Origin of the sequence: Lentibacillus sediminis (assembly GCF_002763455.1) — a bacterium.
In the GTDB taxonomy this organism is placed as follows: Bacteria; Bacillota; Bacilli; order Bacillales; family Amphibacillaceae; genus Lentibacillus_D; species Lentibacillus_D sediminis_A.
Window position 1 is genome coordinate 25,843 of the sequence record NZ_NIXK01000009.1, and the last position, 20,031, is coordinate 45,873.

General features: G+C 47.3%; 27 protein-coding genes. All 27 read left to right on the forward strand.

Going from position 1 to position 20,031, the window contains the following annotated elements; genetic code table 11:
• Window positions 1-149 precede the first annotated feature (149 nt).
• The 27 genes from rpoC to secY all read left to right on the forward strand — a co-directional run bounded on the left by rpoC (window position 150) and on the right by secY (window position 20,023).
• Window positions 150-3,764 (forward strand): DNA-directed RNA polymerase subunit beta', encoded by a 3,615-nt coding sequence (gene rpoC, locus CEG13_RS14625; RefSeq protein WP_100012639.1) that lies wholly within the window; start codon window positions 150-152, stop codon window positions 3,762-3,764.
• A 363-nt stretch (window positions 3,765-4,127) separates the two neighbouring features.
• Window positions 4,128-4,541, forward strand: coding sequence for a 30S ribosomal protein S12 (rpsL, locus tag CEG13_RS14635; protein ID WP_100012641.1), 414 nt, complete (start codon window positions 4,128-4,130; stop codon window positions 4,539-4,541).
• 35 nt (window positions 4,542-4,576) lie between these two features.
• The gene (rpsG, locus tag CEG13_RS14640; RefSeq protein ID WP_100012642.1) at window positions 4,577-5,047 is read left to right on the forward strand and encodes a 30S ribosomal protein S7; all 471 of its coding nucleotides are present in this window, start codon (window positions 4,577-4,579) and stop codon (window positions 5,045-5,047) included.
• Between the two features lie 303 nt (window positions 5,048-5,350).
• Window positions 5,351-7,429, forward strand: coding sequence for an elongation factor G (gene fusA, locus CEG13_RS14645; RefSeq protein ID WP_100012643.1), 2,079 nt, complete (start codon window positions 5,351-5,353; stop codon window positions 7,427-7,429).
• Between the two features lie 123 nt (window positions 7,430-7,552).
• Window positions 7,553-8,743: an elongation factor Tu gene (gene tuf, locus CEG13_RS14650; protein WP_100012644.1), complete on the forward strand. Its 1,191-nt coding sequence runs from the start codon at window positions 7,553-7,555 to the stop codon at window positions 8,741-8,743.
• Between the two features lie 803 nt (window positions 8,744-9,546).
• A complete protein-coding gene (rpsJ, locus tag CEG13_RS14660; RefSeq protein WP_100012646.1) occupies window positions 9,547-9,855 on the forward strand; it encodes a 30S ribosomal protein S10 in 309 nt (102 codons plus the stop codon).
• A 31-nt stretch (window positions 9,856-9,886) separates the two neighbouring features.
• Window positions 9,887-10,519 (forward strand): 50S ribosomal protein L3, encoded by a 633-nt coding sequence (rplC, locus tag CEG13_RS14665; protein WP_100012647.1) that lies wholly within the window; start codon window positions 9,887-9,889, stop codon window positions 10,517-10,519.
• A gap of 27 nt (window positions 10,520-10,546) precedes the next feature.
• Window positions 10,547-11,170 carry a 50S ribosomal protein L4 gene (gene rplD, locus CEG13_RS14670; RefSeq protein ID WP_100012648.1) on the forward strand — a complete coding sequence of 208 codons (624 nt, stop codon included), beginning with the start codon at window positions 10,547-10,549 and terminating at the stop codon, window positions 11,168-11,170.
• Window positions 11,170-11,457 carry a 50S ribosomal protein L23 gene (rplW, locus tag CEG13_RS14675; RefSeq protein WP_100012649.1) on the forward strand — a complete coding sequence of 96 codons (288 nt, stop codon included), beginning with the start codon at window positions 11,170-11,172 and terminating at the stop codon, window positions 11,455-11,457. Before rplD ends, rplW begins: the two co-directional genes overlap by 1 nt.
• Before the next feature lie 28 nt (window positions 11,458-11,485).
• The gene (gene rplB, locus CEG13_RS14680; protein WP_100012650.1) at window positions 11,486-12,316 is read left to right on the forward strand and encodes a 50S ribosomal protein L2; all 831 of its coding nucleotides are present in this window, start codon (window positions 11,486-11,488) and stop codon (window positions 12,314-12,316) included.
• A 58-nt stretch (window positions 12,317-12,374) separates the two neighbouring features.
• Complete coding sequence (gene rpsS, locus CEG13_RS14685; protein WP_100012651.1) at window positions 12,375-12,653, forward strand: 30S ribosomal protein S19; 279 nt, start codon at window positions 12,375-12,377, stop codon at window positions 12,651-12,653.
• Between the two features lie 18 nt (window positions 12,654-12,671).
• The gene (gene rplV / locus CEG13_RS14690; protein WP_100012652.1) at window positions 12,672-13,013 is read left to right on the forward strand and encodes a 50S ribosomal protein L22; all 342 of its coding nucleotides are present in this window, start codon (window positions 12,672-12,674) and stop codon (window positions 13,011-13,013) included.
• A gap of 3 nt (window positions 13,014-13,016) precedes the next feature.
• Window positions 13,017-13,661: a 30S ribosomal protein S3 gene (gene rpsC, locus CEG13_RS14695; RefSeq protein WP_100012653.1), complete on the forward strand. Its 645-nt coding sequence runs from the start codon at window positions 13,017-13,019 to the stop codon at window positions 13,659-13,661.
• Window positions 13,662-13,680: 19 nt separating this feature from the next.
• Window positions 13,681-14,115: a 50S ribosomal protein L16 gene (gene rplP, locus CEG13_RS14700; RefSeq protein ID WP_100012654.1), complete on the forward strand. Its 435-nt coding sequence runs from the start codon at window positions 13,681-13,683 to the stop codon at window positions 14,113-14,115.
• A complete protein-coding gene (gene rpmC, locus CEG13_RS14705; RefSeq protein WP_100012655.1) occupies window positions 14,105-14,305 on the forward strand; it encodes a 50S ribosomal protein L29 in 201 nt (66 codons plus the stop codon). The genes rplP and rpmC overlap by 11 nt, the downstream gene beginning before the upstream one ends.
• Before the next feature lie 23 nt (window positions 14,306-14,328).
• Window positions 14,329-14,592 (forward strand): 30S ribosomal protein S17, encoded by a 264-nt coding sequence (gene rpsQ, locus CEG13_RS14710; RefSeq protein WP_100012656.1) that lies wholly within the window; start codon window positions 14,329-14,331, stop codon window positions 14,590-14,592.
• A gap of 44 nt (window positions 14,593-14,636) precedes the next feature.
• On the forward strand, window positions 14,637-15,005 hold the full coding sequence (gene rplN, locus CEG13_RS14715; RefSeq protein ID WP_100012657.1) for a 50S ribosomal protein L14: 369 nt from the start codon (window positions 14,637-14,639) through the stop codon (window positions 15,003-15,005).
• A gap of 36 nt (window positions 15,006-15,041) precedes the next feature.
• Complete coding sequence (gene rplX / locus CEG13_RS14720) at window positions 15,042-15,353, forward strand: 50S ribosomal protein L24 (RefSeq protein ID WP_100012658.1); 312 nt, start codon at window positions 15,042-15,044, stop codon at window positions 15,351-15,353.
• Window positions 15,354-15,381: 28 nt separating this feature from the next.
• On the forward strand, window positions 15,382-15,921 hold the full coding sequence (gene rplE / locus CEG13_RS14725; RefSeq protein WP_100012659.1) for a 50S ribosomal protein L5: 540 nt from the start codon (window positions 15,382-15,384) through the stop codon (window positions 15,919-15,921).
• Between the two features lie 38 nt (window positions 15,922-15,959).
• The gene (locus tag CEG13_RS14730; protein ID WP_019375521.1) at window positions 15,960-16,145 is read left to right on the forward strand and encodes a type Z 30S ribosomal protein S14; all 186 of its coding nucleotides are present in this window, start codon (window positions 15,960-15,962) and stop codon (window positions 16,143-16,145) included.
• Window positions 16,146-16,172: 27 nt separating this feature from the next.
• Window positions 16,173-16,571 carry a 30S ribosomal protein S8 gene (gene rpsH, locus CEG13_RS14735; protein WP_100012660.1) on the forward strand — a complete coding sequence of 133 codons (399 nt, stop codon included), beginning with the start codon at window positions 16,173-16,175 and terminating at the stop codon, window positions 16,569-16,571.
• Between the two features lie 30 nt (window positions 16,572-16,601).
• Entirely contained in the window at window positions 16,602-17,138 is a 537-nt protein-coding gene (rplF, locus tag CEG13_RS14740; RefSeq protein ID WP_100012661.1) for a 50S ribosomal protein L6, read from the forward strand.
• 34 nt (window positions 17,139-17,172) lie between these two features.
• Window positions 17,173-17,535: a 50S ribosomal protein L18 gene (gene rplR, locus CEG13_RS14745; RefSeq protein WP_100012662.1), complete on the forward strand. Its 363-nt coding sequence runs from the start codon at window positions 17,173-17,175 to the stop codon at window positions 17,533-17,535.
• 23 nt (window positions 17,536-17,558) lie between these two features.
• Window positions 17,559-18,062, forward strand: a complete 504-nt coding sequence (gene rpsE / locus CEG13_RS14750) for a 30S ribosomal protein S5 (protein WP_100012663.1) — start codon at window positions 17,559-17,561, stop codon at window positions 18,060-18,062.
• Between the two features lie 13 nt (window positions 18,063-18,075).
• Window positions 18,076-18,258 carry a 50S ribosomal protein L30 gene (gene rpmD / locus CEG13_RS14755; protein ID WP_100012664.1) on the forward strand — a complete coding sequence of 61 codons (183 nt, stop codon included), beginning with the start codon at window positions 18,076-18,078 and terminating at the stop codon, window positions 18,256-18,258.
• Window positions 18,259-18,290: 32 nt separating this feature from the next.
• The gene (gene rplO, locus CEG13_RS14760) at window positions 18,291-18,731 is read left to right on the forward strand and encodes a 50S ribosomal protein L15 (protein WP_100012665.1); all 441 of its coding nucleotides are present in this window, start codon (window positions 18,291-18,293) and stop codon (window positions 18,729-18,731) included.
• A complete protein-coding gene (gene secY / locus CEG13_RS14765) occupies window positions 18,731-20,023 on the forward strand; it encodes a preprotein translocase subunit SecY (RefSeq protein ID WP_100012666.1) in 1,293 nt (430 codons plus the stop codon). Before rplO ends, secY begins: the two co-directional genes overlap by 1 nt.
• Window positions 20,024-20,031: the final 8 nt, after the last annotated feature.

The window sequence follows — 20,031 nt, forward strand, 5'->3', positions numbered from 1 at the left end:
CTTTTTAAAGCAGATAAGGGAGTTTACCTTTTCTTATCCTGTATAAATGCAAGAAGGCCGCACGGCTACAGCTTGGCGACAAGTCAAGTTTCGTAACATCTCAGGCATTCCAGAGGTAAAACTGTACACTTGAAAGGGAGGAAGGCCCCTTGCTAGATGTAAATAACTTTGAGTATATGAAAATCGGTTTGGCTTCATCCGAAAAGATCCGTTCCTGGTCTCACGGTGAGGTGAAAAAGCCGGAAACCATTAACTACCGCACCTTGAAGCCGGAAAAAGACGGCTTGTTCTGTGAACGCATTTTCGGTCCGCAAAAAGACTGGGAGTGCCACTGCGGGAAATACAAGCGCGTGCGCTACAAAGGCGTTGTCTGTGACCGCTGCGGCGTGGAAGTAACCAAGTCCAAAGTCCGCCGGGAACGCATGGGTCATATTGAACTGGCGGCACCTGTTTCCCATATTTGGTATTTCAAAGGCATTCCGAGCCGTATGGGTCTGGTGCTCGACATGTCACCGCGTGCGCTTGAGGAAGTCATCTATTTTGCGGCATACATTGTCACCGAATCAGGGGATACCCCGCTGGAGAAAAAACAGCTGCTCTCCGAGAAGGAATACCGTGCCTACTATGATAAGTACGGCAAATCCTTTAAAGCGCAAATGGGAGCAGAGGCTATCCGCAAGCTTCTTCAGGATATTGACCTGGAAAAAGAAGTGGATGCACTCCGGGAAGAACTGAAAACCGCACATGGCCAGCGGAGAACCCGGGCCATCAAGCGGCTGGAAGTCATTGAATCCTTCCGTAATTCAGGAAATGAATCGAATTGGATGGTTTTGGATGTATTGCCGGTCATTCCACCGGAGATTCGCCCAATGGTACAGCTCGATGGCGGGCGTTTTGCAACGTCAGACCTAAATGATCTGTACCGTCGTGTGATCAACCGAAATAACCGTCTGAAACGGCTCCTGGATCTCGGCGCACCAAGCATTATTGTGCAAAACGAAAAACGGATGCTGCAAGAGGCAGTCGATGCCTTAATCGATAATGGACGCCGCGGCCGTCCGGTTACCGGACCCGGCAATCGTCCATTAAAATCCCTTTCCCATATGCTTAAGGGTAAGCAGGGACGTTTCCGTCAGAATCTGCTCGGTAAACGGGTGGACTATTCCGGACGCTCTGTTATCGTTGTCGGTCCGCATTTGAAAATGTACCAATGCGGCCTGCCGAGAGAAATGGCACTGGAGCTGTTTAAGCCATTTGTCATGAAAGAGCTGGTGGCACGAGGCATTGCGCACAATATTAAATCAGCAAAACGAAAAATTGAACGGGTTCATCCCGATGTCTGGGATGTGCTGGAGGATGTCATTAAAGAACATCCAGTGCTCTTAAACCGTGCACCAACCCTGCACCGTCTTGGCATTCAGGCGTTTGAGCCAACACTGGTTGAAGGCCGGGCGATTCGCCTGCACCCGCTTGTATGTACAGCATACAACGCGGACTTTGACGGGGACCAAATGGCGGTCCACGTACCGCTGTCCGCCGAAGCTCAAGCAGAAGCGCGTGTCTTGATGCTTGCTGCTCAAAACATTTTGAATCCAAAAGACGGCAAGCCAGTCGTCACCCCGTCCCAGGATATGGTTTTAGGAAACTATTACCTGACAATGGAACGGGAAGGCGCAGTAGGAGAAGGCGCTGTTTTCAAAGACATTAATGAAGCACTGCTTTCCTACCAGAATGGGTTTGTTCATTTGCATACAAGGATTGCCGTCCAGGCATCCAGTTTGGCTGGTAAATTTAATGAAGAGCAGCAGAATAAGCTGCTGCTGACGACTGTCGGGAAATTGATTTTCAATGAAATTCTGCCGGATTCGTTCCCGTATATTAATGAGCCTACACAGGACAATCTGGAAGTTAAAATTCCTGAAGTTTATTTTGTGGACTCCACGACTGAAGTGAAGAAGGAAATAGCGTCCCGTGAGATTGTGAAGCCATTTAAGAAAGGCTTTTTAGGGGACATTATCGCAGAAGTCTTTAAACGGTTCAAAATCAGTGAAACATCGAAAATGCTGGACCGCATGAAAGATCTCGGCTTCAGTTACTCCACCAAAGCCGGTATGACCGTCGGGGTTTCTGATATTGTCGTCCTTTCCGAGAAACAGACGATTCTTGATGAGGCGCAGACGAAAGTGGATAACGTGCAGAAACAATTCCGCCGCGGTCTGATTACTGAAGAAGAGCGGTATGACCGTGTGATTGCTGTCTGGTCACAGGCAAAAGATACGATTCAGGATAAACTGATGGGTACCTTGAGCAATCGCAATCCGATCTTTATGATGAGTGATTCGGGTGCTCGTGGTAATGCGTCCAACTTTACCCAGCTTGCCGGTATGCGCGGTCTGATGGCCAACCCGGCTGGTAAGATTATTGAACTGCCGATTAAATCAAGCTTCCGTGAAGGTCTGACCGTATTGGAATACTTTATTTCCACCCACGGTGCGCGTAAAGGGCTTGCTGATACGGCGCTGAAAACAGCGGACTCCGGTTACTTGACCAGACGTCTTGTGGATGTTGCCCAAGATGTTATCGTAAGGGATCCGGACTGCGGCACCGACCGCGGTTTGACTGTATCGGCACTTAAGGATGGCAACGAGTTGATCGAGCCATTAATCGACCGCTTAATCGGCCGGACGGCATTCGAAAAAGTCACCCATCCGGAATCCGGCGAGACAATTGTCGAGGCTGACACGGTAATCAGTGAAGATCAGGCAAAACAAATAGATGATGCAAACATTGAAAAAGTAATCATTCGCTCTGCCTTCACCTGCAATACGAAGCATGGTGTCTGTCAGAAATGTTATGGACGCAATCTTGCTACCGGTGATGAAGTCGAAGTCGGTGAAGCAGTTGGCATTATCGCCGCCCAATCTATCGGTGAGCCTGGTACACAGCTGACCATGCGTACTTTCCATACCGGCGGGGTTGCTGGAGATGACATCACCCAGGGTCTGCCGCGTATCCAGGAGATTTTTGAAGCGCGCAATCCGAAAGGGCAAGCGGTCATTACGGAACTTTACGGTACAGTGAAAGAAATAAACGAAGTCAAGGACAGACAGGAGATCGTTGTCCAAGGCGACGTTGAGCAGCGTGCCTACACGGTTCCTTATAACGCCCGGATGAAAGTGGATGTCGGTGATGAAGTCATTGCCGGCCAAGCGCTGACAGAAGGCTCGGTGGATCCAAAAGAGCTACTCCGTGTTCAAGGCGTAGAAGGTGTGCAGCAATACCTGCTGCGTGAGGTACAGAAGGTTTACCGCATGCAAGGGGTGGAAATTGGTGACAAACACGTCGAAGTGATGGTCCGTCAGATGATGCGGAAAATCCGTGTGGTTGATGCGGGCGAGACCGATGTGCTGCCAGGTTCCCTCTTGGAGCTGCATCAATTCAGAGATGCCAACCATCAGGTGCTCAACAGCGGCGGGCAGCCGGCAACCGGAAAACCTGTCCTTCTTGGTATCACGAAGGCTTCTCTGGAAACCGACTCCTTCTTATCTGCGGCTTCCTTCCAGGAAACAACCCGTGTGCTCACGGACGCTGCGATTAAAGGAAAACGTGATGAACTGCTCGGGCTTAAAGAGAATGTCATTATCGGCAAACTCGTCCCAGCCGGCACAGGCATGCAGCGCTACCGCGATGTCGGAGCCACGCTTGATGAGCCAGCAGAAGAGACGGAAGAGGAAGAAATAGAAACATCCGAAACCGTGCAGTAGCAAGACGGGGACTGGATGAAAGAAACAAGTAATCCCAAGGAAGCACCGAAAAATTGATATTTTTTATATTGACATTAAAAATTGCCAGTGATAGAATATCAAAGGTGCTTCCGATACTTGTTGCTTTTTTAAGCACATTCTTACGTCTTATGAAAAAGTATGACAAGTGGAACGAAACAAACACTGAAAGCAAACCTTGCAGCAAAGTAAACACATTAGTTTTGGCGGGATTTTTTCCGCGAAAGCTCATTTTTTGCGTTAAGATGAACCACCTGGATATGTGGGTTTACAAAGCCAACCGAAACAGGGGATCAATAGCTTTCATTTTCACATGAATAAGGATAAAAGAAGGGAGGAAACATCATGCCAACAATTAATCAGCTTGTACGCAAAGGACGCGTCAGTAAACCGAAAAAGTCTGACTCTCCTGCACTGAACAGAGGGTACAACAGCTTTAAGAAAAAGGCTACAAACCAAAACTCTCCGCAAAAACGCGGTGTTTGCACCCGTGTCGGTACACTGACACCAAAGAAACCGAACTCGGCGCTGCGTAAATATGCACGTGTTCGTCTGTCCAACAACATGGAGGTAACTGCCTACATTCCTGGAATCGGGCACAACCTGCAGGAGCACAGTGTTGTACTTTTAAGAGGCGGTCGTGTAAAAGACTTGCCGGGGGTACGTTATCACATTGTACGCGGTGCGCTTGACACGGCCGGAGTACAGGGACGTGCACAAGGGCGTTCCAAATACGGAACCAAAAAACCTAAAAAATAAACGACATGACCACAAATGGGAAAGGAGGATGAAGCATGCCACGTAAAGGACCAGTACCTAAACGCGATGTCTTGCCTGATCCGCTTTACAAATCAAAATTAGTGACTCGCCTGATCAATCAGATTATGATTGACGGGAAGCGCGGGAAAGCCCAAAAAATTCTTTACAAAGCATTTGACCTGGTTGGTGAAAGAAGCGGCCAGAATGCAATGGAAGTATTTGAACAGGCAATGAAAAATGTAATGCCAGTACTTGAGGTGCGCGCTCGCCGTGTCGGCGGCTCGAACTACCAGGTGCCAATGGAAGTGCGCCCGGAACGCCGTCAGGCTCTCGGACTTCGCTATCTTGTAAATTATTCCCGCCTGCGCGGTGAAAAAACAATGGAAGAACGCCTGGCGAACGAAATCCTGGATGCATCCAACAACACCGGAGCATCAGTGAAACGCCGTGAGGAAATGCACAAAATGGCAGAAGCCAACAAAGCATTCGCTCACTATCGCTGGTAAGTTCTAAAGCGGAAGCGCCCGTTTAGCGGCGTATGGGCTGCGCCTGGCCATGCCAGGTGGATCAGCGTTGCCGCGCAAAGCGGTGAATTTAGCTGGTCATTCCTTCGGAGGAGATAAAGGAAACACGCCCCTGCAAAAGGGGTGTGCCGGCGTTGGCCGCAAAGGCCGTAATTAGCCGGCCTTCCTTAAACTTCGAGTCGATGTTGACTTATCGTACGAAGGTGAAGGAAGTCCACTAGGCGCTGGGCGCTGGAGCTAGCAGATAAGACTAAATAACTGTTTGAAAAGGAAGGAGAAGAATACATGGCTAGAGAGTTCTCCTTGGAAAAGACACGTAATATTGGGATCATGGCACATATCGATGCCGGGAAAACCACTACAACGGAACGTATTCTTTTCTATACAGGACGTATTCATAAGATTGGCGAAACCCATGAAGGTGCTTCGCAAATGGACTGGATGGAGCAGGAGCAGGAACGCGGAATCACGATTACTTCTGCTGCTACCACCGCATCATGGAAAGAACACCGCATTAATATCATTGACACGCCAGGGCACGTGGATTTCACGGTAGAAGTGGAACGTTCCCTCCGTGTACTTGATGGCGCGGTAACTGTCCTTGATGCTCAGTCCGGTGTGGAGCCGCAAACCGAAACCGTATGGCGCCAGGCAACTACCTATGGCGTACCGCGAATCGTGTTCATTAATAAAATGGACAAAGTCGGGGCGGATTTCATGTACTCTACCGGAACACTGAAAGAACGCCTTGGGGCAAATGCTCATCCTGTCCAACTGCCAATTGGGGCAGAGGACAACTTTGAAGGAATTATCGATCTTGTCACCATGCAGGCATACTACTATGCCGATGACCTGGGAACCCGTGCCGAGGCACGCGAAATTCCGGATGAGTACAAGGAGCAAGCAGAGGAATTGCGTGCCGGTTTGGTAGAAGCAGTTTCTGAGCTGGATGAAGACCTGATGATGAAGTATCTGGAAGGGGAAGAGATTTCCACAGATGAATTGAAGAAAGCAATTCGCCAGGCAACCCTGAATGTGGAACTTTACCCTGTCTATGTCGGTTCTGCCTTTAAAAACAAAGGTGTGCAATTGATGCTTGACGGTGTGATTGACTATCTTCCGGCACCGACAGATGTCCCTCCAATTGAAGGGATTCTGCCAGATTCTGAAGAAAAAGTGACCCGGCCTGCAGACGATAAAGCACCATTCTCTGCATTGGCATTTAAAGTAATGACAGACCCGTATGTCGGTAAGCTGACGTTCTTCCGCGTCTATTCCGGTACACTTGATTCCGGTTCTTACGTGAAGAACTCGGTGAAAGACAAACGGGAACGTGTCGGCCGTATCCTGCAGATGCATGCCAACTCCCGTGAGGAAATCTCCACTGTATACAGCGGAGAAATTGCAGCAGCTGTTGGTTTGAAAGACACAAGCACAGGGGACACCCTTTGTCATGAGAAAGATCTTGTCATTCTGGAATCCATGGACTTCCCGGATCCGGTTATCTCGGTTGCGATTGAGCCGAAGACAAAAGCTGACCAGGATAAAATGGCAATTGCGCTTGGCAAACTTGCAGAAGAGGATCCAACGTTCAAAACGGAAACAAACGTGGAGACCGGCCAAACGATTATTTCCGGTATGGGTGAACTTCACCTGGACGTTCTCGTTGACCGTCTAAAACGTGAATTTAAAGTCGAAGCAAATATCGGCGCGCCACAGGTTGCCTACCGTGAAACATTCCGCGGAAGCGCGGAAGTGGAAGGCAAGTTTGTCCGTCAGTCTGGCGGACGCGGGCAATACGGACACGTTTGGGTTAAATTTGAGCCAAACGAAGAAGGTGCCGGGTTTGAATTTGTAAACAAAATCGTCGGTGGTGTCGTGCCGCGTGAATACATTCCATCTGTTGAAGCTGGTATCAAAGAAGCGACAGAAAACGGGGTATTGGCAGGCTATCCGCTCATCGATTTGAAAGCAACACTGTACGATGGAAGCTACCACGATGTGGACTCCAACGAGATGGCATTTAAAGTAGCCGGCTCCATGGCCTTAAAGGCTGCAAAAAATAAATGTCAGCCGGTACTACTGGAGCCAATGGTAAAAGTGGAAATCGTCATTCCGGAAGAATACATGGGCGATATTATGGGCGATGTTACGGCACGCCGCGGCCGTGTAGAAGGAATGGAAAACCGTGGACCAGCACAGGTCGTCAGAGGCTTTGTGCCACTCTCTGAAATGTTCGGTTATGCAACAGCACTCCGTTCAAACACGCAGGGACGCGGAACCTACACCATGCATTTTGATCACTATGAGGAAGTGCCGAAAAGCATCTCAGAAGAAATTATTAAGAAAAATGCTGGTGAATAATTGATTTTTAACAGAAATTGAAGTATAACTTGTAGTAAAGGCTAAAGAATTTGGGCTATCCTTGTTCTTAGCTGAAAATAAAAATGAAAAGTTACTTTTATTTACTTAAAGGAGGAACTATAAATGGGTAAAGAAAAATTTGACCGCTCGAAAAGTCACGTTAACATCGGAACAATTGGACACGTTGACCATGGTAAAACGACGTTGACTGCTGCTATTACCACCGTTATGCACAAAACTTCCGGCAAAGGTACTGCAATGGCGTTTGACAAAATCGACAATGCACCGGAAGAAAGAGAGCGTGGAATCACGATCGCTACTTCCCACGTGGAGTATGAAACAGACACTCGCCACTATGCACACGTAGACTGCCCAGGTCACGCTGACTATGTTAAAAACATGATCACTGGTGCTGCGCAAATGGACGGTGCGATCCTGGTTGTTTCTGCAGCTGACGGCCCAATGCCACAAACTCGTGAGCACATCTTGCTTTCACGCAACGTTGGTGTACCGGCTATCGTTGTATTCATGAACAAAACAGACATGGTAGACGACGAAGAGTTGCTTGAACTTGTTGAAATGGAAGTACGCGACCTGCTTACTGAGTATGACTTCCCTGGTGATGACTTGCCAGTAGTAAAAGGTTCCGCACTGAAAGCACTGGAAGGCGATGCAGAATACGAAGAAAAAATCGTTGAGCTGATGGCTGCTGTGGATGAGTACATCCCAACTCCAGAGCGTGACAAAGAAAAACCATTCATGATGCCTGTTGAGGACGTATTCTCCATCACTGGCCGTGGTACTGTAGCAACTGGCCGTGTAGAACGCGGTGAAGTTAAAGTCGGTGATGAAGTAGAAATCATCGGTCTTGCAGAAGACAAATCAAAAACTACTGTAACTGGTGTGGAAATGTTCCGTAAGCTTCTTGACTATGCAGAAGCTGGTGACAACATTGGCGCTCTCTTGCGCGGTGTTGCACGTGACGATATCACTCGCGGTCAAGTTCTGGCTAAGCCTGGTTCGATTACACCGCATACAAACTTCAAAGCGGAAGTTTATGTACTGTCAAAAGAAGAAGGTGGACGCCATACGCCATTTTTCGGCAACTACCGTCCGCAATTCTATTTCCGTACAACAGACGTTACTGGTGTTATTACCCTTCCAGAAGGCGTGGAAATGGTAATGCCTGGTGACAATGTGGAAATGCAAGTAGAACTGATCTCCCCGATCGCCATCGAGGACGGAACCCGTTTCTCTATCCGTGAAGGCGGACGTACTGTTGGATCTGGTGTTGTATCAGTAATTGAAAAATAAGCAGATCAACTTTTAAAAATGAGCAGCGTGACGACGCTGCTCATTTTTTTGTGTTTGGGGGCGGTGCCCGGGAGCGGTGCCTGTCACTTCCCGGATTTTGTCGAAGTTTATAGAAAAGGTGTGCATGCCCACCGCTGCGGAAATATACTACGCTTTCCGCGGGAAGCTGTCGAGCCACCTTGCGCTGCCGCGCTGCGGGGTCTCGCCTATGCTTTTCATCCCGCAGGAGTCTCCGTATATTTCCTCCGCTGGCGTGGTGCTTTTTTACCGAGAGAAAAGCTGTCACGGCAGATAGGGAAGGAAGAACAGGAAGAATTGACCGAGAAAAAGACTATCACGGCAGTTCGGTAAGAAAAGCAAGGAGATATCAACCGAGGGTAAAGTTCCCTTGGCTGCTATGGAAATCAACACGCACACATGTCAGTAAACATAAGTTTTGCGATAAAAGCATCACACTTTTTTCGGTTGGAAGTGGAATCACTGCCGCAAATTTCGCGCTTAAAACAACCACTCAAAACTCTAATCTCCCAAATAACACTATTTTCCTCAAAAATCAACGAAAAAATCCCGCTCAACCCTTGCATTCAACAGCAATAGCAAGTATAATACATAGATGTGCATTCCAATAGTTTCTGATTAAAGGGTTGCACTAGCGGCCATATTTCTATATAATAAGAACGTTGGCCACGAAAGGCGATGAAACGAAAGGTTGTTGGCACACCCGGCCCCTTTGCCATGGCGGGCTGCCAAGGAATTTTCGTGGAGTATGTCTATAATAATATGGGCGAAAAGGAGGGAAAATAATGGCAAAAGAAAAGATTCGAATCCGTTTAAAAGCGTATGATCACAGAATTCTGGATCAGTCAGCGGAAAAGATCGTCAACACGGCAAAGCGTTCCGGAGCAAATGTCTCAGGACCGATCCCATTGCCGACAGAGAAATCCGTTTATACAGTACTGCGTGCGGTGCACAAGTACAAAGACTCACGTGAACAATTCGAAATGCGTACACATAAACGCTTGATCGACATTGTCAGTCCGACACCACAGACCGTGGATGCACTAATGCGTCTGGATCTGCCATCCGGTGTGGACATTGAAATTAAACTATAAAAATAAAGGTTAACTATAGGAGGTGTAACGGATGACGAAAGGAATCTTAGGTCGTAAAATCGGCATGACCCAGCTGTTCTCGGAAACAGGCGAATTAGTTCCTGTTACCGTTATTGAAGCAGAACCAAATGTCGTTTTGCAAAAAAGAACACTGGAAAATGACGGCTATGAAGCGATCCAGCTAGGGTTTGCTGATCAGAAGCCGGGCCGTACGAACAAAGCAGAGAAAGGCCATGCTGAAAAAGCGAGCACGAACCCTAAGCGCTACGTTCGTGAAATCCGTAACGCGGTTCTTGATGAATATGAAGTTGGTCAGGAACTCAGCGTAGATGTTTTTCAAGCTGGAGATAAAATTAATGTAACAGGTACTTCCAAAGGTAAAGGATTCCAAGGGGTTATCAAGCGCCATAATCAACAGCGCGGACCGATGTCCCACGGGTCACATTTTCATCGGCGTCCTGGTTCTGTTGGAATGGCAGCAGACCCTGCGAAAGTTTTCAAAGGACAAAAATTACCAGGACAAATGGGCGGCGACCAAGTAACGGTTCAAAACCTTGATGTCGTTAATGTGGATACCGAACGGAACCTGCTTTTGATCAAAGGCAATGTACCAGGTGCAAAAAAATCATTCGTTAAAATCGCGAGTGCAAATAGGGCGAAGTAATCATTTAAAACGAAGGGAGGATCTGTCATGCCTAAAATAGCACTATTGAAACAAGACGGTTCACAGGCTGGAGATGTGGAATTGAACGATTCCGTATTCGGCATTGAACCAAACAAACATGTTTTACATGAAGCAGTAGTTATGCAGCGTGCATCACGGCGTCAGGGAACACATGCGGTGAAAAATCGCTCCCAAGTACGCGGCGGCGGTGCAAAACCGTGGCGTCAAAAAGGTACTGGACGCGCTCGTCAAGGTTCAATTCGCTCCCCGCAATGGGTTGGCGGCGGAACCGTATTCGGTCCGACACCACGCAGCTACAGCTACAAGCTTCCAAAGAAAATGCGCCGCTTGGCATTGAAATCTGCACTGTCTGTAAAAGTGCAGGAAGAGGATGTCGTGGTGCTGGACTCAATCGCAATCGAGGCTCCTAAGACCAAAGAAGTCGTGAAAATGCTCGGTGCATTGAATGTCGACAAAAAAGTGCTGATCGTAACAGCGGCGAAAGACGAAACCGTAGCCCGTTCAGCAAGCAATCTGCAGGGAGTCAATGTACAGACAGTAGAAGAATTGAATGTACTTGATTTGCTTGCGCATGACAAGCTGATTCTGACAAAAGAAGCAGCGGAAAAAGCAGGGGAGGTGCTTGCATAATGAAAGATCCACGTGATATTATTAAGCGCCCTGTCATTACGGAACACTCTGCTGATTTGATGGCAGAGAAAAAATATACGTTCGAAGTTTACCCGAAAGCAAACAAAACAGAGATTAAACATGCTGTGGAACTCGTTTTCGGTGTGAAAGTAGAAAGAGTAAACACAACCAACGTTAAAGGTAAATTCAAGCGGATGGGCCGTTACGGCGGTTACCGCTCGGATCGTAAAAAAGCTATCGTGCAGCTTTCCGAGGACTCCAAAGAACTGGAATTCTTTGAAGGCTAAAAATCAATCGTGAAGGAGGGAAACCAGGATGGCAATTAAAAAATTCAAACCAACATCGAACGGAAGACGGAATATGTCTACTTCCGACTTTGCGGAAATCACCACAGATCAGCCGGAAAAGTCACTGCTATCCCCGCTTTACAAACGCGGCGGACGCAATAACCAAGGGAAACTGACTGTTCGTCACCAAGGCGGCGGGCATAAACGTCATTACCGCATCATTGATTTCAAACGTGACAAAGATGGTATACCAGGACGCGTTGCTACGGTTGAGTATGATCCAAACCGCTCATCCAACATTGCGCTGATTCATTATGCCGATGGAGAAAAACGTTATATTCTGGCACCAAAAGGAATTAAAGTTGGAACAGAGATTGAATCAGGTAAAGAAGCGGATATCAAGCTTGGAAACGCACTTCCGCTTACAAATATCCCAGTGGGTACAATTATCCACAATATTGAATTAAAACCGGGACGCGGCGCACAGCTGGCACGTTCAGCAGGTGCTCAAGCGCAAATTCTCGGACGCGAAGATAAATATACACTGGTACGTCTGGCATCCGGTGAAGTTCGTTTGGTCTTGTCCACTTGCCGTGCAACCATCGGCCAAGTCGGCAATCTTGAACATGAACTTATCCGTGTCGGAAAAGCAGGACGTTCCCGCTGGTTAGGCAAGCGCCCGACTGTACGCGGTTCTGTTATGAACCCGAATGACCACCCGCATGGCGGTGGTGAAGGACGCGCGCCAATCGGACGTAAATCGCCTATGTCTCCATGGGGCAAACCGACGCTTGGTTACAAAACACGTCAGCGCAACAAGCCATCTGATAAGTATATCGTTCGGAAACGCAAGAAGTAAATGGATTGACGGACGGGGCACCATACCCGTCTTACAATGCTAAGAAGGAGGTTTATCCATGGGCCGCAGTTTGAAAAAAGGACCTTTTGCTGATGACCATTTGATGAAAAAGATCGAGAACCTGAACGAAACGGATAAGAAACAGGTAGTGAAGACCTGGTCCCGCCGTTCCACGATTTTCCCTGTTTTCATCGGTCACACGATTGCAGTATATGATGGACGCAAGCATGTACCTGTTTATGTTACAGAGGATATGGTTGGACATAAATTGGGTGAATTCGCGCCAACCCGTACGTTTAAAGGGCATTCCGGCGACGATAAGAAAACAAGACGCTAATGAGAGGAGGCATTCCATATGCAAGCTAAAGCCGTTGCAAAACAAGTTCGTATTGCTCCTCGTAAAGCACGTCTCGTAGTGGATCTAATTCGAGGAAAAAACGTCGGCGAAGCAGTTGCTATATTACGCCACACCCAACGCGGTGCTTCACCGGTTGTGGAAAAAGTGCTGAAATCAGCAATCGCAAATGCAGAACACAATTATGAGATGGACCCGGACAATCTGGTTATCTCGGAAGCATATGTAAATGAAGGTCAAACACTGAAACGTTTCCGTCCGCGTGCTCAAGGACGTGCAAGCAAAATCAACAAACGCACAAGTCATGTGACTGTAGTTGTATCAGAAAAGAAGGAGGGATAGTTAGTGGGTCAAAAAGTAAATCCAACAGGTCTTCGCATTGGCGTGATTAAAGACTGGGAGTCCAAGTGGTATGCCGGCAAAGACTATGCAGACTTACTACATGAAGATATTAAAATCAGAGAATATCTTGAAAACCGCTTGAAAATTGCTGCTGTTTCTTCCATTGATATCGAGCGCGCAGCAAATCGTGTGAACATCACCATCCATACCGGCAAACCAGGCATGGTAATCGGTAAAGGCGGTTCTGAGGTAGAAGCATTGCGCAAGGCGCTGAACAGCCTGACAGGCAAACGTGTCCATATCAACATTGTCGAAATCAAGAAAGTAGATCTTGATGCAACATTGGTAGCGGAAAACATTGCCCGTCAATTGGAAAACCGGATTTCATTCCGCCGTGCACAAAAACAAACACTTCAACGCACAATGCGTGCCGGTGCAAAAGGAATTAGAACACAAGTATCCGGACGTTTGGGCGGTGCGGATATCGCTCGTGCGGAACATTACAGTGAAGGAACGGTACCACTGCACACATTAAGAGCTGACATTGACTATGGTACAGCCGAAGCTGACACCACTTACGGTAAACTGGGTGTCAAAGTGTGGATCTATCGTGGAGAAGTCCTTCCAACCAAATCTGACAATAAATAAGGAAGGGGGCAGACGCATTATGTTAATGCCTAAACGTGTAAAATATCGCAGACAGCATCGTGGTAAAATGAAAGGCCGCGCAAAAGGCGGTACAACCGTGGCTTTTGGTGAATATGGCCTCCAGGCGACAGAAGCATCCTGGATTACAAGCCGCCAGATCGAAGCTGCCCGTATTGCAATGACCCGTTACATGAAACGTGGCGGTAAAGTATGGATCAAAATTTTCCCGGATAAGCCATATACGCAGAAACCACTTGAGGTTCGCATGGGTTCCGGTAAAGGTGCGCCTGAAGGATGGGTGGCCGTTGTAAAACCTGGAAAAATCATGTTTGAGATCGCAGGGGTAGAGGAAGAAGTTGCCCGGGAAGCATTGCGCCTGGCATCACATAAACTGCCGATCAAAACCAAATTTGTAAAACGTGAAGAAATTGGTGGTGAAACCAATGAAGGCTAATGAAATCAGAGATCTGACCACTGCCGAAATTGAACAAAATGTAAAGTCGCTGAAAGAAGAGCTTTTCAACTTGCGCTTCCAGCTTGCAACCGGACAATTGGAAAACACTGCACGCCTTCGTGAAGTAAGGAAAACGATTGCCCGCATGAAAACCGTTGTACGCCAGCGTGAACTAAGTGTTAATAACTGATTCAAGAAGGAGGTTAGCCTCGAATGACTGAACGTAATGATCGTAAAGTATATACCGGACGCGTTGTATCCGATAAAATGGATAGAACCATTACCGTAGTGGTAGAGACTTACAAGTTTCACAAGCTGTACGGCAAACGTGTCAAGTATTCCAAAAAATTCAAGACACATGATGAAAACAATCAAGCAAAGAATGGCGACATTGTACGCATCATGGAAACTCGCCCACTTTCTAAAACCAAACGCTTCCGTCTGGTTGAAGTGGTAGAAGAAGCGGTAATCATATAAGCTAATGTTTTGCTTATACAGATCCGAAGGGAGGTCACAGTGTTATGATTCAACAGGAAACACGATTAAAAGTTGCAGACAACTCTGGTGCTCGTGAAGTATTGACTATAAAAGTACTCGGCGGATCAGGACGCAAGACAGCCAACATTGGTGATGTAATTGTTTGCACGGTCAAACAAGCAACACCAGGCGGCGTTGTCAAAAAAGGTGAAGTGGTGAGAGCTGTCATCGTGCGTACCAAGTCCGGTGCACGCCGCAAAGACGGGTCATATATTCGTTTTGATGAAAATGCAGCAGTAATTATCCGTGACGACAAAAGTCCAAGAGGAACACGTATCTTCGGACCGGTTGCGCGTGAATTGCGTGATGCTAAATTCATGAAAATCGTATCTCTAGCTCCAGAAGTTCTATAAGCTTATAAATTGACTTGTCAAGGAGGTGCGTCAAGTATGCATGTAAAAAAAGGTGATAAAGTAAAAGTTTTATCCGGCAAAGACCGCGGTAAAGAAGGCGTTATTTTAGAAGCATTCCCGAAAAAAGACCGTGTATTGGTCGAGGGAGTCAACATGGTAAAAAAACATGCGAAACCTTCCCAGGAAAACCCACAGGGCGGAATCCTTGATATTGAAGGAGCAATCCATGTATCTAACGTAATGCTGATCGACCCAAAATCCGGTGAACCAACCCGTGTTGGCTATGAGAATCGTGACGGAAAGAAAGTCCGCATTGCGAAAAAATCCGGAGAAGCAATCGATAAGTAATTCTGAGTTGTGAAAGGAGGGCGACATGATGAACCAATTAAAACAACAATACCAAGAAGAGATCACACCATCTCTGATGAATAAATTCAACTATGAATCTGTAATGCAGGTTCCGGCACTCGAAAAGATCGTTGTTAACATGGGTGTTGGCGACGCTGTGCAAAATTCCAAAAATCTGGACAGTGCTGTTGAGGAACTCGCGCTGATTTCAGGACAGAAGCCAGTGGTTACACGCGCAAAGAAATCCATCGCCGGATTCCGTCTGCGTGAAGGTATGCCAATCGGCGCCAAAGTAACCCTTCGCGGAGCGCGCATGTACGAATTCCTGCAAAAGCTTGTTTCGGTTTCCCTGCCGCGTGTACGTGACTTCCGCGGTATTTCCAACAAAGCTTTTGACGGACGCGGCAACTACACACTCGGTGTCAAAGAGCAATTGATTTTCCCGGAAATCAATTACGATAAAGTAAGCAAAGTGCGCGGTATGGATATTGTCATCGTCACAACCGCCAATACGGACGAAGAAGCCCGTGAACTGCTGGGTCAGCTGGGCATGCCTTTCCAGAAATAAGCTGGGGGCCCCCCTGACAAATACAAGGAGGGAAAATGATGGCTAAAAAATCAATGATTGCGAAACAAAAACGCCCGCAAAAATATCAAGTGCGCGAATATACACGCTGTGAACGCTGCGGTCGTCCGCATTCGGTCATCCGCAAATTCAAATTGTGCCGTATTTGTTTCCGTGAACTTGCCTACAAAGGGCAAATTCCTGGCGTCAAAAAAGCAAGCTGGTAAACCCCGATTCGGGAAGGAGGTAATCAAATGGTTATGACAGATCCAATCGCAGATATGCTGACTCGCATTCGCAATGCGAACATGGTAAGACATGAAAAGTTAGAATTTCCTGCTTCGACAATAAAAAAAGAAATCGCTGATATTCTGAAACGCGAGGGTTTTGTATCCGACTATGAATTTGTAGAGGACAATAAGCAGGGTGTTCTGCGTATTTTCCTTAAGTACGGTGCAAATGACGAAAAAGTAATCACAGGAATCAAACGAATCAGCAAGCCAGGCCTGCGCGTTTACGCGAAAGCCGATGAAGTGCCGCGTGTACTGAATGGTTTAGGCATCGCCATCGTTTCAACATCAAAAGGTGTGTTATCTGACAAAGAAGCACGGTCCCAAGCTGTTGGCGGCGAAGTACTGGCATATGTCTGGTAATCAACATTTTTTGATAAGGAGGTGCATGGAATGTCTCGTGTAGGACTTAAACCAATTGAAATTCCAGAAGGTGTGGAAGTTACATTTAACGGAAACACGGTGAACGTAAAAGGACCAAAAGGCGAACTATCAAGAGATTTACATCCGGATATCAAAGTCAACATGAATGATAATGTCATCACGCTGGAACGCCCAAGCGATCATAAAGATCATCGTGCATTGCACGGCACAACCCGCTCACTGATTAACAACATGGTAGAAGGTGTGTCCAAAGGCTTTGAAAAAACTCTCGAAATCATTGGTGTCGGCTACCGTGCGCAAAAGCAGGGGAACAAAACCGTGGTTAATGCCGGTTATTCCCACCCGGTAGAACTGGATGAGATTGAAGGCATTGAAATCGACGTGCCAAAAAACACACTAATCACCGTAAAAGGAATCGACAAAGAACTCGTTGGCGCTGTTGCTTCAAACATTCGGGCAATCCGTCCGCCAGAGCCATACAAAGGCAAAGGCATTCGCTATCAAAACGAGCATGTACGACGTAAAGAAGGTAAAACTGCGAAGTAAGGTAAGGCTTCAGGAACAGAAAGGAGTGACCTGGATGATCACGAAACTCGACAAAAACGTTACACGTAAAAAAAGGCATCAGCGTGTGCGCAAACACGTATCGGGCACACAGGAACGCCCTCGTTTGAATGTGTACCGTTCCAATAAACACATCTATGCACAGCTGATTAATGATACAACGGGTGCCACAGTAGCAAGTGCTTCTACAAACGACAATGAACTGAGTGTTGAAGCAACCGGCAATGTGGATGCTGCAAAGCAAGTCGGAGAATTAATTGCAAAACGTGCCAAGGATAAAGGTTACACAGCGGTTGTTTTCGATCGCGGAGGCTACCTTTATCATGGACGTGTGAAAGCATTGGCAGATGCAGCCCGCGAAACAGGGCTGGAATTTTAACAGATAAAGGAGGGAACCCTTATATGACTTCAAAAATCGATCCGAACCAATTGGACCTGGAAGAACGCGTTGTTGCCATCAACCGTGTAGCTAAAGTGGTAAAAGGCGGACGTCGCTTTCGCTTTGCGGCACTAGTGGTTGTCGGTGATAAAAATGGTCATGTAGGTTTTGGCACAGGTAAAGCACAGGAAGTACCGGAAGCAATCAAAAAAGCAGTAGACGATGCGAAGAAAAACTTAATTGAAGTACCGATCGTCGGAACTACTATTCCACACCAAATCCACGGACGCTTCGGATCCGGAAACGTATTGCTCAAACCAGCATCAGAGGGTACTGGAGTTATCTCCGGCGGACCGGTTCGTGCAATCGTTGAACTGGCTGGGATTGGCGACATTCAGGCCAAATCACTTGGCTCCAACACGCCAATCAACATGATCCGCGCGACACTGAATGGCTTAGGCAGCCTGAAACGCGCAGAAGATGTAGCAAAATTACGTGGAAAGTCTGTAGAAGAACTGTTAGGATAAGGAGGGAAACACTATGTCTAAAAAGTTAGAGATCACCCTCACACGCAGTGTTATTGGCGGCAAAGAAAGACAGCGGGAAACAGTAAAAGCACTGGGCCTCAAGAAAATCCGCCAATCCGTCGTTCGTGAAGATACACCGGCTATACGCGGTATGGTCGACAAAGTATCCCATCTCGTCACAGTAAAAGAAGTATAATAAATTCAGGAGCGTAAAGAGGAGGTGCACGTATGAAACTGCATGAACTGAAGGCATCAGAAGGAGCTCGTAAAAAAAGGAACCGTGTAGGCCGCGGCATGTCATCCGGAAATGGAAAAACATCCGGAAGAGGACATAAAGGGCAAAAAGCACGTTCCGGCGGCGGAACCCGCCCAGGTTTTGAAGGCGGCCAAATGCCACTGTTCCAGCGTCTGCCAAAACGCGGCTTTACCAATATTCACCGCAAAGAATTCGCGATTGTCAACCTGGATGCGCTGAATCGTTTTGACGAAGGCACAGAAGTCACACCTGAGCTGCTTGTGGAAGAAGGCGTCGTAAAGAAATTGAACGCCGGGCTCAAAGTACTGGGCAATGGTACGGTTGAAAAGAAACTCACAGTAAAAGCGAATAAGTTCTCTGCTTCGGCAAAAGAAGCAATTGAGGCAGCGGGCGGTCAAACAGAGGTGATTTAATGTTCCGTACGATCTCCAATTTTATGCGCGTAAAAGATATTAGAGAGAAAATAATTTTCACCTTATTGATGTTGATTGTGTTCCGTCTCGGCACATTCATTCCCGTGCCATATACAAACCGTGATGCAATTGACTTCATGAACCAGCAGAATGTCTTTGGATTCCTGAATACATTCGGCGGTGGGGCGTTGCAAAACTTTTCCATTTTCGCCATGGGGATCATGCCCTACATTACTGCATCCATCATTATGCAGCTCCTGCAGATGGATGTCGTGCCTAAGTTTACTGAATGGAAAAAGCAAGGCGAAATGGGCCGGAAGAAGATAGCACAGGTGACGCGCTATGCAACGGTCGGTCTTGCGTTTGTCCAGGCAATTGCCATGTCCGTCGGTTTTAACGCGATGGCTGGCGGGATGCTGATCCAGAATCCAAGCTTTATTACGTTCCTCTTGATTGCGATTGTCCTGACAAGTGGTACAACATTCTTAATGTGGCTTGGTGAGCAGATCACCGCACATGGTGTAGGGAACGGAATTTCGATTCTGATCTTTGCAGGGATTGTCTCAGCAGTGCCGAACGGAGTCGGACAGCTGTACAGCCAGTATTTCGTAAATCCTGGGGATGAGCTGTTTATCAACATTATTATCGTTGCGCTGATCGTGTTAGTGATCATCGCAGTGACCGTTGGTGTTGTCTTTGTGAACGAAGCATTGCGTAAAATACCAATTCAATATGCCAAGAAACTTGTGAATCGTTCGCCGGTGGGCGGCCATTCCACTCATCTGCCGATCAAAGTAAATGCGGCAGGGGTTATTCCGGTAATTTTTGCGATTGCCTTTATTATGGCACCTACCACGATTGCCGGTTTCTTTGAAGGTAATCAGGTGGCCACGACCATTCAGACACTCTTTGATTATACACAGCCGGTCGGAATGGTTATCTATGTTGCGCTAATTATTGCCTTCACCTATTTCTATACCTTTGTACAGGTTAATCCGGAACAAATGGCGGAAAACCTGCAAAAGCAAGGCGGATACATTCCAGGCATCCGTCCGGGCAAAAATACAGAAACGTATCTGACGCGTGTCTTGCAACGTCTGACCTTTGTTGGTGCGCTGTTCTTAGCGGCGGTTTCTGTTCTGCCGATCATTGTGGGCGGCCTTGCAGGTTTGCCCAGTGCAGTACAAGTCGGCGGCACAAGTCTACTGATCGTTGTAGGGGTCGCATTGAACACAATGAAGCAGCTGGAAGGCCAGCTGGTAAAACGTCACTACAAAGGATTTATCAAGTAAGATCCGCT

Bases quoted from the DNA above. Each gene is read 5' to 3' on its own strand.
- rpsE (WP_100012663.1), top strand. From the start codon at position 17,559: ATGACTTCAAAAATCGATCCGAACCAATTGGACCTGGAAGAACGCGTT.
- rplE (WP_100012659.1), top strand. From the start codon at position 15,382: ATGAACCAATTAAAACAACAATACCAAGAAGAGATCACACCATCTCTG.
- rpmD (WP_100012664.1), top strand. From the start codon at position 18,076: ATGTCTAAAAAGTTAGAGATCACCCTCACACGCAGTGTTATTGGCGGC.
- fusA (WP_100012643.1), top strand. From the start codon at position 5,351: ATGGCTAGAGAGTTCTCCTTGGAAAAGACACGTAATATTGGGATCATG.
- rpsH (WP_100012660.1), top strand. From the start codon at position 16,173: ATGGTTATGACAGATCCAATCGCAGATATGCTGACTCGCATTCGCAAT.
- CEG13_RS14730 (WP_019375521.1), top strand. From the start codon at position 15,960: ATGGCTAAAAAATCAATGATTGCGAAACAAAAACGCCCGCAAAAATAT.
- rplV (WP_100012652.1), top strand. From the start codon at position 12,672: ATGCAAGCTAAAGCCGTTGCAAAACAAGTTCGTATTGCTCCTCGTAAA.
- rplC (WP_100012647.1), top strand. From the start codon at position 9,887: ATGACGAAAGGAATCTTAGGTCGTAAAATCGGCATGACCCAGCTGTTC.
- secY (WP_100012666.1), top strand. From the start codon at position 18,731: ATGTTCCGTACGATCTCCAATTTTATGCGCGTAAAAGATATTAGAGAG.
- rplF (WP_100012661.1), top strand. From the start codon at position 16,602: ATGTCTCGTGTAGGACTTAAACCAATTGAAATTCCAGAAGGTGTGGAA.
- rplW (WP_100012649.1), top strand. From the start codon at position 11,170: ATGAAAGATCCACGTGATATTATTAAGCGCCCTGTCATTACGGAACAC.
- rpmC (WP_100012655.1), top strand. From the start codon at position 14,105: ATGAAGGCTAATGAAATCAGAGATCTGACCACTGCCGAAATTGAACAA.
- rplD (WP_100012648.1), top strand. From the start codon at position 10,547: ATGCCTAAAATAGCACTATTGAAACAAGACGGTTCACAGGCTGGAGAT.
- rplO (WP_100012665.1), top strand. From the start codon at position 18,291: ATGAAACTGCATGAACTGAAGGCATCAGAAGGAGCTCGTAAAAAAAGG.
- rplP (WP_100012654.1), top strand. From the start codon at position 13,681: ATGTTAATGCCTAAACGTGTAAAATATCGCAGACAGCATCGTGGTAAA.
- tuf (WP_100012644.1), top strand. From the start codon at position 7,553: ATGGGTAAAGAAAAATTTGACCGCTCGAAAAGTCACGTTAACATCGGA.
- rpsS (WP_100012651.1), top strand. From the start codon at position 12,375: ATGGGCCGCAGTTTGAAAAAAGGACCTTTTGCTGATGACCATTTGATG.
- rpsJ (WP_100012646.1), top strand. From the start codon at position 9,547: ATGGCAAAAGAAAAGATTCGAATCCGTTTAAAAGCGTATGATCACAGA.
- rpsG (WP_100012642.1), top strand. From the start codon at position 4,577: ATGCCACGTAAAGGACCAGTACCTAAACGCGATGTCTTGCCTGATCCG.
- rplR (WP_100012662.1), top strand. From the start codon at position 17,173: ATGATCACGAAACTCGACAAAAACGTTACACGTAAAAAAAGGCATCAG.
- rplB (WP_100012650.1), top strand. From the start codon at position 11,486: ATGGCAATTAAAAAATTCAAACCAACATCGAACGGAAGACGGAATATG.
- rplN (WP_100012657.1), top strand. From the start codon at position 14,637: ATGATTCAACAGGAAACACGATTAAAAGTTGCAGACAACTCTGGTGCT.
- rpsL (WP_100012641.1), top strand. From the start codon at position 4,128: ATGCCAACAATTAATCAGCTTGTACGCAAAGGACGCGTCAGTAAACCG.
- rpsQ (WP_100012656.1), top strand. From the start codon at position 14,329: ATGACTGAACGTAATGATCGTAAAGTATATACCGGACGCGTTGTATCC.
- rplX (WP_100012658.1), top strand. From the start codon at position 15,042: ATGCATGTAAAAAAAGGTGATAAAGTAAAAGTTTTATCCGGCAAAGAC.